Origin of the sequence: Mesorhizobium sp. M0019, assembly GCF_040323975.1 — a bacterium.
Taxonomy (GTDB): domain Bacteria; phylum Pseudomonadota; class Alphaproteobacteria; order Rhizobiales; family Rhizobiaceae; genus Mesorhizobium.
The window spans coordinates 95411-108321 of the sequence record NZ_JAMYVK010000007.1 but is presented as its reverse complement, the minus strand read 5'-3'; the positions used below and the strand labels follow the sequence as shown (position 1 = coordinate 108321).

11 protein-coding genes are annotated in these 12911 nt (G+C 61.5%); 5 read left to right on the top strand and 6 right to left on the bottom strand.

The window, feature by feature from the left end:
• The first annotated feature begins 93 nt into the window (after window positions 1-93).
• The 3 genes from NKK47_RS07815 to NKK47_RS07805 all read left to right on the top strand — a co-directional run bounded on the left by NKK47_RS07815 (window position 94) and on the right by NKK47_RS07805 (window position 3940).
• A complete protein-coding gene (locus NKK47_RS07815; protein ID WP_352575956.1) occupies window positions 94-1758 on the top strand; it encodes an ABC transporter substrate-binding protein in 1665 nt (554 codons plus the stop codon).
• Between the two features lie 129 nt (window positions 1759-1887).
• Window positions 1888-3009, top strand: coding sequence for a carbohydrate ABC transporter permease (locus NKK47_RS07810; protein WP_352576054.1), 1122 nt, complete (start codon window positions 1888-1890; stop codon window positions 3007-3009).
• 13 nt (window positions 3010-3022) lie between these two features.
• Entirely contained in the window at window positions 3023-3940 is a 918-nt protein-coding gene (locus NKK47_RS07805; protein ID WP_352575954.1) for a carbohydrate ABC transporter permease, read from the top strand.
• A gap of 50 nt (window positions 3941-3990) precedes the next feature.
• Here NKK47_RS07805 and NKK47_RS07800 read toward each other — a convergent pair whose 3' ends face one another.
• Together NKK47_RS07800 and hxlB are read right to left on the bottom strand one after the other, a co-directional pair.
• Window positions 3991-4734 (bottom strand): creatininase family protein, encoded by a 744-nt coding sequence (locus NKK47_RS07800; protein ID WP_352575952.1) that lies wholly within the window; start codon window positions 4732-4734, stop codon window positions 3991-3993.
• Window positions 4735-4739: 5 nt separating this feature from the next.
• A complete protein-coding gene (gene hxlB, locus NKK47_RS07795) occupies window positions 4740-5306 on the bottom strand; it encodes a 6-phospho-3-hexuloisomerase (RefSeq protein ID WP_352575950.1) in 567 nt (188 codons plus the stop codon).
• A gap of 183 nt (window positions 5307-5489) precedes the next feature.
• Between hxlB and NKK47_RS07790 the strand changes: the two genes are divergently transcribed.
• A complete protein-coding gene (locus tag NKK47_RS07790; protein ID WP_352575948.1) occupies window positions 5490-6512 on the top strand; it encodes an aldo/keto reductase in 1023 nt (340 codons plus the stop codon).
• A gap of 87 nt (window positions 6513-6599) precedes the next feature.
• On the opposite strand, the gene NKK47_RS07785 is transcribed toward NKK47_RS07790, so the two are convergent.
• The 4 genes from NKK47_RS07785 to NKK47_RS07770 all read right to left on the bottom strand — a co-directional run bounded on the left by NKK47_RS07785 (window position 6600) and on the right by NKK47_RS07770 (window position 11972).
• On the bottom strand, window positions 6600-6872 hold the full coding sequence (locus NKK47_RS07785; protein WP_023674657.1) for an HU family DNA-binding protein: 273 nt from the start codon (window positions 6870-6872) through the stop codon (window positions 6600-6602).
• A gap of 196 nt (window positions 6873-7068) precedes the next feature.
• Window positions 7069-9480 carry an endopeptidase La gene (lon, locus tag NKK47_RS07780; protein ID WP_023674656.1) on the bottom strand — a complete coding sequence of 804 codons (2412 nt, stop codon included), beginning with the start codon at window positions 9478-9480 and terminating at the stop codon, window positions 7069-7071.
• 283 nt (window positions 9481-9763) lie between these two features.
• Window positions 9764-11038: an ATP-dependent Clp protease ATP-binding subunit ClpX gene (gene clpX / locus NKK47_RS07775; protein ID WP_006332719.1), complete on the bottom strand. Its 1275-nt coding sequence runs from the start codon at window positions 11036-11038 to the stop codon at window positions 9764-9766.
• Between the two features lie 304 nt (window positions 11039-11342).
• Window positions 11343-11972, bottom strand: coding sequence for an ATP-dependent Clp protease proteolytic subunit (locus tag NKK47_RS07770; RefSeq protein WP_023674655.1), 630 nt, complete (start codon window positions 11970-11972; stop codon window positions 11343-11345).
• A 347-nt stretch (window positions 11973-12319) separates the two neighbouring features.
• On the opposite strand from NKK47_RS07770, the gene NKK47_RS07765 reads away from it, so the two are divergent.
• On the top strand, window positions 12320-12910 hold the full coding sequence (locus NKK47_RS07765) for a hypothetical protein (RefSeq protein WP_352575946.1): 591 nt from the start codon (window positions 12320-12322) through the stop codon (window positions 12908-12910).
• The last annotated feature ends 1 nt before the right edge of the window (window position 12911 follow it).

The window sequence follows — 12911 nt, the reverse complement described above, 5'->3', positions numbered from 1 at the left end:
GGCCGCTATTTACGGGAGTCGCTGTCGTTGGGGAACATAATCGGCGCTCCACCATCTGAACCAATTCACAATTGACCTTCTGGGAGGAACGAAATGAAAGTCAGCCTTTATAACCAACTTGTCCGCGCCGGGGCCACCCGCCGCGACGTGCTGAAGGGAGCGGCCAGCATGGCCGCCCTCGCGGCGGCCTCAAGCGCCGGACTTGGTGCGCTGACGCGCACGGCTGCGGCCGCCGACGACCTGCGTGCGCAGATCCTGCAGATCCCGGGTGTCGGCAAGGGTCAGCCGACCGATGCCGACTTCCAGCAGGTCGGCGAGCTTTGCCTTGGCGCCACCAAGGCCAATGTCAAGGAAGGCGAATTCGCCGGTGTCGAACTCACCTTCATGGGCCTCAACAACCAGAACCTGCACAATGTGCTGTTTCGCGGCTTCCTGAAGCCGTGGGAGACCTATACCGGCGCCAAGATCAACTGGATCGACCTGGCGCAGGCTGACTACAACGCCCGCCTGCAGCAGTCGATCGCGACCGGCACCGTCGATTTCGACATCATCGAAATGGGGGCACCGTTCGAAGGCGACGTCTGCGGCAAGGGTCTCACCTCCGAGATGCCGGACTGGGTCAAGGACCAGATCGACATGAAGGATGTCGTGGCCTATCTGCAGCCGCCGGTCGGCACCTGGGACGGCAAGCAATATCGCGTCACGGTCGACGGCGACGCGCATAACTTCAACTACCGCACCGACGTGTTCGCCGATGCCGACCTCGCCAAGGCCTGGAAGGACGGCGGCGGAGAAGGCGAATGGGGCGTGCCGAAGACCTGGCAGCAGGTGCAGGCGGTGACGAAGTTCCTCAAGGGCAAGCAGGTGAAAGGCCAGGATGTCTTTGGCTATCTCGATGCGCCCAAGCCCTGGGGCGGTTTCGGCTTTTATTTCCTCGGCAGCCGCGCCAGCGCCTACGCCAAGCATCCCGATGACAAGGCCTGGCTGTTCGATGCCGACACGATGAAGCCGCGCGTCAACAATCCGGCATGGGTGCGGGCGATCCAGGACGTCATCGATGCCCTGCCCTCCGAACCCGCCGACCAGATCAATGCCGACCCGAACACCACCGCCTTCCAGCAATTCCTGGCAGGCACCGGTTCGATGGTTACCTGGTGGGGCGACGTCGGTTCGAACGTCAAGACCAACGATTCCTCGGTCGTCGGCGACATCACCGGCTTCTCGATCCTGCCGGGCTCGGACGATGTCTACAACTCCAAGACCGGGCAGTGGGACAAGCTCGCCAGCGGCCCGAACCATGCGCCGAACTGCGCCTATCTCGGCTGGGGCGTTTATGTCATGGCCCGCGTCGACAGCGACGAAAAGAAGAAGAAGGCGGCATGGTCTGCCGCTGCCCATCTAGGCGGCAAGGACCTGTCGCTCTGGTGCGCGGCCTATCCGTCGGGTTTCCAGCCCTATCGCAACTCGCATTTCAACATTCCGGAATGGGTGGCGGCGGGCTACGACGAGGCGTTCATCACCTCGTATCTGAAGTCGGAAGCCGACAGCTACAACCATCCGAACGCGGCGATCGAGCCGCGCATCCCCGGCATCTTCCAGTACTACAGCGCTGCCGAGGACATTTTGGCCAACACCTTTGCCGGCAAGATGAAGGCGCAGGAAGGCGCCGACGCCATCGCAGCCGCCTGGGAGAAGCTGACCGACCAGATCGGCCGCGACAACCAGGTCAAGCTCTACAAGGCCTCGCTCGGCATGTAGGCTGAGATCGTGAAACCTGGTCCGGCGGCGCACCGCCGCCGGCCCGCCCCTTGACCGACTTGGCCTCGACCGGCTCAGCCGGATCACCGAGCCTCCTGTGAACGGGCAAGACGCGTGGCTGACCGGACCCTGGCTGACCAGACTTTGTCGACAAGTGAATGGCCGGCAGGCGCCGTGCCATCCGACCTGATACCGCGGAGCCGCAAACGGCTTGGCTGGGCGCTGATGGCTGCTGCAACGCTCGGCCTTCTGGCGGTGATCGCGCTGCAAATCCTTTACAGGAGCGATGTCGATGCTATCGGCTTCGAAACCTGGCGGCCGGTGGTCTACGCCTATGTGCTGTGGGGTGTCGCGCTCGGCATCGGCCAGGTACTGACGCGCGGCGAAGACGGCCAGCGCGCGCTGTTCCTGCTGCCGGCGCTGCTGTTTACCATTGCCATGGTGATCTTCCCGACGCTGTTCGGCTTCTACATCGCGCTGACCGACTGGAACCTCAGTTCCTTCAGCGGACGGCAGTTCAACGGGCTCGACAATTTCTGGCAGATGCTGAACGACGCCTATTATCGCAACGCGCTGTTCAACATGGTGCTCTACGTGCTGGCGGTGTTCGTCGAATATGTCATCGCCTTCGGCCTGGCGCTGCTGCTCAACGCGCAGATCCGGGCGCGAAAATTCTTCCGCGTCGTGTTTCTCATGCCGCTGATGCTGTCGCCGGTGGCGGTGTCGTGGATGATCGGCAAGTCGCTGATGGAATACCGCTTCGGGCCGGCCGCGACACTAGCGCGGCATCTCGGCTGGGAAAACCCCGCCTTCTTCTCCAACCCGATCACCGCCCGCATCTCGATCATGGTGCTCGACGCGTGGACGTTCATCCCGTTCATGATGATCATGCTGCTCGCCGGCCTGCAGGCGATGTCGCGCGAGGTGCTCGAGGCAGCGCGTGTCGATGGCGCCACTGCCTGGCAGACCTTCTGGCAGGTCACCTTCCCGCTGATGCTGCCGGTGTCGGTGACGGCGGTCATCCTGCGCATCATCTTCAAGCTGAAGCTCGCCGATATCATCATCACCGTCACCTCCGGCGGCCCCGGCGGCGCGACCGATTCGGTGTCCAGTTTCATCTACCGCGAATATCGCGACCGCTCGAACGTCGGCTACGGCACGATGCTGGCGATGGCCTATTTGATCATCATCATCGTGTTCGTGACCTGGCTGCTGAAATTCGCCAGCCGCTTCGTGCGCAACGTCAACTGATCGGGCTGGCAAGATGAGCGTTCAGACCACCGACTATGCCGCTTCCGAAATCCGCTCGCCGGCGAGCTTCGTCGCCAACCGCGTCTTCATCTATGGCGCGCTCATCTTCTGGGCTTTCATCTGCCTGTTCCCGATCTATTGGACGATAACCACTTCGTTCAAGACCGCGGTCGACGTCACCCAGGGCCACTTGATCCCGTTCGTCGACTTCCGGCCCGACTGGAAGGGCTGGCGTTCGCTCGGCCTGTCGCCGGACTCGATCTTTCGGACGTCGACAGTTCGCGACGAATTCATCAAGCGTTTCATGAATTCGGTCATCACTTCGGTCGGCGCGTCGACCCTCGCCATCGTCATCGGCAGTCTCGCCGCCTATGGGCTGACCCGCTATCGTTACAAGTTCGCCTGGTTCAGGAACGAGGATATTTCCTTCTTCTTCCTGTCGCAGCTGATCCTGCCGCCGGTGGTTTTGGCCCTGCCCTTCCTCGTGCTTTACCGGGAGGTCGGCCTGCTCGACACGCGCGTCGGGTTGATCCTGCTCTACACGCTGATGGTGTTGCCGATCGTCATCTGGATCATGCGCGACCAGTTCAACTCCATTCCGGTGGAGTTGGAGGAGGCAGCACTCGTCGACGGCCTGTCGATCTGGGGCGCCTTCTTGCGCATCGTCATGCCAATCGCGCTGCCGGGCATGGTCGCCGCCTTCATCCTGGCGATGGTGCTGTGCTGGAACGAGTATTTCTTCGCCGCGCTTTTGACCTCGACCGACGCAAAGACCATTCCTGTCATGGTGGCCAGCCAGACCGGCTCACAAGGCATCAACTGGTGGTCGATGGCAGCGCTTGCCACCGCCGCCATCACACCGCTCGCCGTCATCGGCATCGCGCTCGAGCGTTACCTGATCATGGGCATGACAGCAGGCGCGGTGAAATAACTGCGCCGGCTCTCCCTTCTCCCCTTGTTGTGGGAGAAGGGAAAAGCGCGCTAACCCGAAAGTGTTGCCCGCAAATGCTCGAGGATCATGGCAACCCCTTTTTGCCCCAATTCCGCCGAGGCTTCGGGCGCACTTGCCGTGTACCAGCCGGTGTTGTCGGCGAAGCGGCCGGCATCGACCGCTTCCGGGCACAGCGCCAGCATCAGTGACGTCTCGCCGGTGCCGGCATGGTCGAACGGGTACCGGCTGTGCATTGAAGCCGGCATCAGCGGATGCACCTGCACCCAGTTGAAGAAATTGCTGCCCTCGGCGTGCTCGGCATAATAGTCGGCCATCGCCGGAGAGCCCCACCAGCCTTCGCCACGTTCTTTCTCCAGGAAGCGGAAGATCGCCTGCCGGCCGGCAGCCTTGAAGGCGAGATCGGTCGGCATGCCGGCGGCAAAATTTTCGGTCTGGTGGTGAATGATGGCGTGGATGTTGCGGAAGCCAATGCGCAGCAGGCTGTAGAACAGTTCTTCCGCAAATGGCGCCAGCACATTGCCACCGACCTGCAGCGAACCACTGCCCTCCGGTGCTGCAACCGCATAGCTCGCCGCGCCGTAATGGAAGGGTGGCAGAATGACGATCTCTGCTTCTTTTTCGAACAGTTCCAGGCTCTTGACGACCGCCAGCGTGTCCATTCCGACGGCCATGTGCTCGCCGTGATATTCGAGCACACCGAGCGGCAACACGACCGGCCGGTTCTCGGCGATCGCCTTGCGGATCTGGTGCGGCAGCATCAATTCGTAGCGCATGACACCTACTCCATATTGGTGTGGCGGGCGCGCATCGCTTCCGGCGAGACGCCGGTCAAATCCCTGAGCTTCAGCACCATCACTTCGAAGAGGACGAACAGCGCGCCTTCGAAAACCGAGCCCATCGGCAGGACGGATGTCTTTTCAGGGCCCTGGTCGTCGGCCATGGTCTGAGCCGGGATAAGCAGTGTGAAATCGGCCAGCTTCGCGGCAGTGCTGTCGGCTTGTGCGGTGAGCAGCAGGACTGTGGCACCGGCCTCGCGCGCGACCTGCATCAAGGTCAGCACCGTCGACGTCTCACCCGGGCCGGAACTTGCGAGGAAAACATCGCCCTCGCCCAGCGGCGGCGTGGTCATGTCGCCGACGACCGACACCGGCAGACCGAGATGGTAGAGCCGCATGGCAAAACCCTTGACCTGCATCGCCTCGCGGCCGCAGCCATAGGTGACGATCTTTTTCGCGCCAGCCAGGATGGCGCAAGCGGCGTCGATGCGGCTTTCGTCGATACGCTCCAGCACGGTGCCAAGCTCGCTCAGCGCAATCCCAAACAGGTTTTCGCCGGCGTCCGTCATGACATTTGCACCAGCTTGCAGGTGCCGGAGAACCATTTGAATATCTCAGTCACATCTGCCCCGAACAGCTTGTTTTCACTCATGCTATCACCGCGAAAATCGGTGTCCAACGACACGCAGTGCTTTTGATGCGCTACAGCCGTGATAGTGTCACGGCAAATCCAAATGAGGAAACGACAGCATATGAAGACACGGCATTTCGACCGCATCGGTAATGGCGGCATCACCTTCACCGAGCTCGGCTTCGGCACTGCGCCGCTCGGCAATCTCTACCGCGCCGTCTCCGACGAGGATGCCAATGCTACGCTGGAGGCGGCATGGCGGGTCGGCTGCCGCTACTACGACACCGCGCCGCTCTATGGGCTGGGCCTTGCCGAAACGCGGCTCAATCCGTTCCTGCGTTCGAAGAAGCGTGACGACTACGTGCTGTCCAGCAAAGTCGGGCGCATCATGCGCGCCTGCCCGCCGGAACAGCGCACCGGCATCGGCAAATTCTTCGACACCCCATCGCGCCGCGAGGTCTACGATTACAGCTATGACGGCGTCATGCGCTCCTTCGAAGCCTCGCTGGAACGGCTCGGCGTCGACCGCATCGACATCCTCTTCGTGCATGATGTCGACATCTTCACCCATGGCAGCAAGGAAGCCTCGGACCAGCGCATCCAGGAATTCATGAGCTCCGGCTACTACGGATTGCTGGCATTGCGCGACCAAGGCGTGATCAAGGCGTTCGGCGGCGGCATCAACGAGTGGCAGGTTGCCCAGACGCTGGCCGAGCGCGGCGATTTCGATCTGTTCCTGCTTGCCGGGCGTTACACGCTGCTGGAGCAGGAAGCGCTGCAGTCTTTCCTGCCGCTATGCCAGCAACGCGGCATCGGCATCGTTCTCGGCGGGCCTTACAATTCCGGCATCCTGGCAACCGGGCCGAAGCCCGGCGCCTACTACAATTATTCGGAGGCGCCGCAGGACATCATCGACCGCGTCACCCGCATCGAGGCCGTCTGCAAGCGCCACGGCGTGCGCCTGATCGAGGCGGCGCTGCAGTTCCCGCTGCTGCATCCTTCCGTCGTCTCGGTAATCCCCGGCGGCCAGCGGCCGGGCGAAGTCGAAAGCAATCGCTCGCTGCTCGACACAAAACTGCCACCGGCGCTGTGGGCCGATCTCAAGACAGAAGGCTTGATGCGCGCGGATGCGCCGACGGCATAGTGCCGCCTTTCCAACGACGCTGCGGGCACAGAAAAGAAAAACCGGATATACCGGCTTTTCTTTTCTCTGAAAGACTTAAGGAGGCGCTTAGTTGACCGCGTCCTTGAGGCCCTTGCCGGCCGAGAACTTCGGCACGGTGCGCGCCGGGATCTTCACTTCCGCACCGGTCTGCGGATTGCGGCCGGTCGACGCGGCGCGTTGTGACACGGTGAAATTTCCGAAGCCGACAAGCCGGACATCGCCGCCCTTTTTCAGTTCGCCGGTGATGACGGAAAACACCGCATCAACCGCCGACTGCGCGTCACCCTTCGAAATACTCGCGGCATCGGCGACAGCGGACACCAGTTCGTTCTTGTTCATAAAAATTCCCTTCCATGAGAAAACCGGAACACTCGACTCATCCGGCAGGAAACGGACTTTAGAAAGAAGCGCTCCGGCAACCAAGTCGAAAAGCGCCACGAAAGTTGAAAAAAGCCCGGAAATCCGGGGTTCTTCACATGAAAAAGCCGGGCTCAAGGCCCGGCTCTCTCTTTGTGCATTGCAACTTTAGCAAGAGCTAATGCGCCAGCGATTTACCAGCTTCGTCCCCGACATCGACCACGGCCGGCGCATTGACGGGTTCAACCCACTGGATCGGTTCCGGCATGCGCACCAGCGCATGGCGCAACACTTCGCCAACCCGTGAGACCGGAATGATCTCCATGCCGCTCTTCACGTTCTCCGGAATCTCCGCCAGATCCTTGGCGTTCTCTTCCGGGATCAGTACCTTCTTGATGCCGCCGCGAAGTGCGGCAAGCAGCTTCTCCTTGAGGCCGCCGATCGGCAGCACCCTGCCGCGCAGCGTGATCTCGCCGGTCATCGCCACATCGGCCTTGACCGGGATTCCGGTCAGCACCGAGACGATCGCCGTCGCCATCGCCACGCCAGCCGACGGTCCGTCCTTGGGCGTTGCGCCTTCCGGCACGTGGACGTGGATATCGCGCTTGTCGAACAGCGGCGGCTCGACGCCGAAATCGATGGCCCGCGAGCGGACATAGGACGCCGCCGCCGAAATCGATTCCTTCATAACGTCGCGCAGATTGCCGGTCACGGTCATGCGGCCCTTGCCGGGCATCATGACACCTTCCACCGTCAACAGCTCGCCACCGACTTCCGTCCAGGCGAGCCCGGTGACCACGCCGACCTGATCGTCGCTCTCGACCTGGCCGAAGCGGAAGCGCGGAACACCAAGATAATCGGCAAGATTGTCCGCCGTGATGTTGATCGTCTTCTTCTTCGTCTTCAGGATCTCGGTCACCGCCTTGCGCCCGAGCTTCATCAGCTCGCGCTCCAGGCTCCTGACGCCCGCTTCACGGGTGTAGGTCTGGATGATGCCGCGGATCGCGTCCTCGCCGACGGAGAATTCCTTCGGCTGCAACGCGTGGTCGCGGATCACCTTGGGCATCAGGTGACGCTTGGCGATCTCGATCTTCTCGTCCTCGGTGTAGCCGGCGATACGGATGATCTCCATGCGGTCCATCAAGGGCGCAGGGATGTTCAGCGTGTTCGCCGTCGTCACGAACATCACGCTCGACAGGTCGTATTCGACCTCGAGGTAATGGTCCATGAACGTCGAGTTCTGCTCGGGATCGAGCACCTCGAGCAAAGCCGATGACGGATCGCCGCGGAAATCCTGGCCCATCTTGTCGATCTCGTCGAGCAGGAAGAGCGGGTTGGATTTCTTTGCCTTCTTCATCGACTGGATGACCTTGCCGGGCATCGAGCCGATATAGGTGCGGCGGTGACCACGGATCTCGGCCTCGTCGCGCACGCCGCCCAGCGCCATGCGGATGAACTCACGGCCGGTCGCCTTGGCGATCGACTTGCCGAGCGAGGTCTTGCCGACGCCGGGAGGTCCGACGAGGCACAGGATCGGCCCCTTCAGCTTCTTCTGGCGGCTCTGCACGGCGAGGTATTCGACGATGCGGTCCTTGACCTTGTCGAGGCCGAAATGATCGGTATCGAGCACGTTCTGGGCAAAGGCCAGATCCTGCTTGACCTTGGAGTTCCTGCCCCACGGGATCGACAGCAGCCAGTCGAGATAGTTGCGCACGACGGTCGATTCAGCCGACATCGGCGACATCGTCCGCAGCTTCTTCAGTTCGGCTTCCGCCTTTTCGCGGGCCTCCTTGGAGAGCTTGGTCTTCTTGATGCGCGCCTCGATCTCGGCGGCCTCGTCGCGGCCGTCCTCGCCCTCGCCGAGCTCCTTCTGGATCGCCTTCATCTGCTCGTTGAGGTAGTATTCGCGCTGCGTCTTCTCCATCTGGCGCTTGACGCGCGAGCGGATACGCTTCTCAACCTGGAGCACCGAGATTTCGGCTTCCATGAAGCCCATCGCCTTTTCCAGCCGTTCCTTGACGGACAGCGTGGCGAGCATCTCCTGCTTCTCGGGGATCTTGATGGCAAGATGCGAAGCGACCGTGTCGGCGAGCTTGGAATAGTCGTCGATCTGGCTGGCGGCACCCACCACTTCGGGCGAGATCTTCTTGTTCAGCTTGACGTAGTTCTCGAAGTCGGTGACGACGGAACGGGCCAGCGCCTCGACCTCGACCTCTTCCTCCTCCGGTTCGACCAGCGCCGCAGCACGGGCTTCATGGAAGTCGGGACGGTCGGTGAACGCGACGATTTTCGCGCGCGAGGCGCCTTCGACCAGCACCTTCACGGTGCCGTCCGGCAGTTTCAGCAATTGCAGCACATTGGCGAGCGTGCCGATGTCAAAGATGGCATCAGGCTCCGGATCGTCGTCGGCGGCATTCATCTGGGTCGCAAGCAGGATCTGCTTTTCCTGACCCATCACTTCTTCCAGCGCCTTGATCGACTTTTCACGCCCGACGAAGAGCGGAACGATCATGTGCGGGAACACCACGATGTCGCGCAGTGGGAGGACTGCGAAGACCCCGTCGCTGGGAGCCTTGGATAATTTGGCCATTGTCCAACCTTTCATGTCGCGGCTGCCAATCGGCCAACCGCGAATCTCATATTAACGACCGGGGATCGTTCCGCCTACCACCGTTTGTGACGGGAGTTTTACAGCACAGAATTCGGCACCACGGCCTTCTGCCATTAGTTGGAGGCACGGGGGGTAAAGATCAAGGGTCAACACGGTCCGTCCCTCCAATCCGCAGCCATTACGCGGCGCCGTACGCGGTCTGCGACAGCAAAACGGCGCCCTGCGGCGCCGTTTCGGAAAAAAAATCCATTGCCGGCTCACGTCAGGCGCTGACGTTGCCCTTCTTTTCCTTCTGCTCGGAATAGATGTAGAGCGGCCGGGCGTTGCCTGAAACCACCTCTTCCGAAATAACCACTTCGCGCACGCCTTCCAGCGCCGGCAGCTCGAACATGGTGTCGAGCAGGATCGCTTCCATGATCGAACGCAGGCCGCGCGCGCCGGTCTTGCGCTCGATGGCGCGCTTGGCGATCGCCGAGAGCGCGTTCTCGTGGAAGGTCAGGTCGACATTCTCCATCTCGAACAGCCGCTGATACTGCTTGACCAGCGCGTTCTTCGGCTCGGTCAGGATCTGGATCAGTGCCGGCTCGTCGAGATCCTCCAGCGTCGCCAGGACAGGCAGACGGCCGACGAACTCGGGAATGAGGCCGAACTTCAAGAGATCCTCAGGCTCGACCAGGCGGAAAACATCGCCGGTGCGGCGATCCTCGGGCGAAGCGACGATGGCGCCGAAACCGATCGAGGTCTTCCTGCCGCGATCCGAGATGATCTTGTCCAGGCCGGCGAAAGCGCCACCGCAGATGAACAGGATGTTGGCGGTGTCGACCTGCAGGAATTCCTGCTGCGGATGCTTCCTGCCGCCCTGCGGCGGCACGGAGGCGACAGTGCCTTCCATGATCTTCAAAAGTGCCTGCTGCACGCCCTCGCCCGAGACGTCGCGGGTGATCGAGGGATTGTCCGACTTGCGCGAGATCTTGTCGATCTCGTCGATATAGACGATGCCGCGCTGGGCGCGCTCGACATTGTAGTCGGCCGACTGCAACAGCTTCAGGATGATGTTCTCGACGTCCTCGCCGACATAGCCGGCCTCGGTCAGCGTCGTCGCGTCGGCCATGGTGAAGGGGACGTCGATGATGCGGGCCAGGGTCTGCGCCAGCAACGTCTTGCCGCAGCCGGTCGGGCCGATCAGCAGGATGTTAGACTTCGCCAGTTCGACGTCGTTGTTCTTGCCGGCATGGGCGAGGCGCTTGTAGTGGTTGTGGACGGCCACCGACAGCACGCGCTTGGCGTAGGGCTGGCCGATGACGTAGTCGTCGAGAACCTTGAGGATTTCCTGCGGGGTCGGCACGCCCTCGCGCGACTTCACCATCGAGGTCTTGTTCTCCTCGCGGATGATGTCCATGCACAGTTCGACGCATTCGTCGCAGATGAACACCGTCGGCCCGGCGATCAGCTTGCGCACTTCGTGCTGGCTTTTGCCGCAAAACGAGCAATAAAGCGTGTTCTTGGAATCACCGCTGTTGTTGCCGACCTTGCTCATTTTCCTGTCCTTTCATGGCCGCCCGCCGATGGTCTGGTTGAAAGGGCGCATATTCAATCTATCGCGGGAATCCGCTGCCGCCAGTGCCCCGGCTCCCGCAACGCATTCCGTACGAAACACAAATCGGAAAACGGGGCAATGATTCGAACAACCCCACGCAAAGCTAAGCCGTCGAAAATCAACATAGCCTTAACGTAGGCAATTGCACCCGTCGAGGGAACAGCCAATTGTGGCCGAAATGCCGCAAGCTGCGCCAAAAGCGCGTGATCCCGCCACTCATTGCCACCGCGGGGCCACCGCGGGCCTATAAGGCAATACCTTCGACCGGCTCACGTGACGAAATGACCTTGTCGATGAGGCCGAAATCCCTGGCCTCGTCGGCAGTCATGAAATGGTCACGGTCGAGCGTTTTTTCAATCTCATCGTAGCTCTTGCCGGTGTGCTTGACGTAAACCTCGTTGAGGCGGCGCTTCAGCTTGATGATGTCCTGGGCATGGCGCTCGATGTCGGAAGCCTGGCCCTGGAAGCCGCCGGAAGGCTGGTGGACCATGATGCGGGCGTTCGGCGTGGCGAAGCGCATGTCCTTGTGGCCTGCCGTCAAGAGCAGCGAGCCCATCGAGGCGGCCTGACCGATGCAGAGCGTCGACACGGCAGGCTTGATGAACTGCATGGTGTCGTAGATCGCCATGCCGGAGGTGACGACGCCGCCGGGCGAGTTGATATAGAGGTTGATTTCCTTCTTCGGATTCTCCGCCTCGAGGAACAGCAGCTGCGCGCAGACCAGCGTCGCCATGCCATCCTCGACCGGGCCGGTGATGAAAATGATGCGCTCCTTGAGGAGCCGCGAGAAAATGTCGTAGGCCCGCTCGCCGCGATTGGTCTGTTCGACCACCATCGGAACGAGGTTCATGTAGGTTTCGACGGGGTTCTTCATGGACTATCCCTTTTTGAGGATGGGATTCCGGCGCCGGAGATTTGCAATCGGGCAGAATCGGTTCTGGATCGTTGTTGTGTAAATAGGATGCCGGCTCACCCTAGCGCAAGGCCGCCTCTCCTAGCCATCCGGTTAAGTCGAATCAAGGTTTCCAAACCAGTTTCGCCTGTCGCCGTGCCGGCAGCCCCTCTCCTGCCGTGGGAAGGGGCGCTCATGCTTGGCCGTTGTTTAGCAGTTTCTTAACCGCATCGCTTAACGAAAAGTGGTGAAACCGCTTTTTCCGGCCACGGCTTACCCTACAATCCAACGTTGAACTCGCTTCACGCAGTTCAAACAGGGGGAGTGCGATGATCAAGAAAGTTGCTTCCTTGGCCCTTACCGGCATCAGCGTTCTCGGCATGGCGTCCGAAACGGCTGCCGGCGGACGCGCGGTCGAATGCTACGAGCAGGTCAATCGGCCGGCCGTCTACGACACCGTCTACGAGGATGTGCTCGTCAGCCCAGCCGGCCAGCAGGTGCAGTATGAAGCGCCGATCTACGGGACGCGCGAGCGGGTGGTGCAGATCGCGCCGGCGCGCGTCAGCTACGAGATCGTGCCCGCCATCACCCGCACCATCTACCGGTCCGTGAGGGTCGATGACGGCGGCTATTCCTGGGAATGGCGCATCATCGATGGCCGCAAGGTGCTGTGCAAGGTCAGGCACAAGGCGCGCTATGAACGCGTGGCCGAGATCGTCGTGGTTGAGCCGGAACGCCGGCGGCGCGTTGTCCTCCCCGCCGAATACGAGAGCGTCGCCGAAGAGGTTCTCGTGCGGCCGGAGCTGCGGCGCATCATCGAAATTCCGGCGTCCTATCAAACAGTGGCTCGCCGCGTGGTGATCAGGGAGGGCTCGTCGAGCTGGCGGCGCGTGCATATTCCGAGGCATTGCCGATACTAGG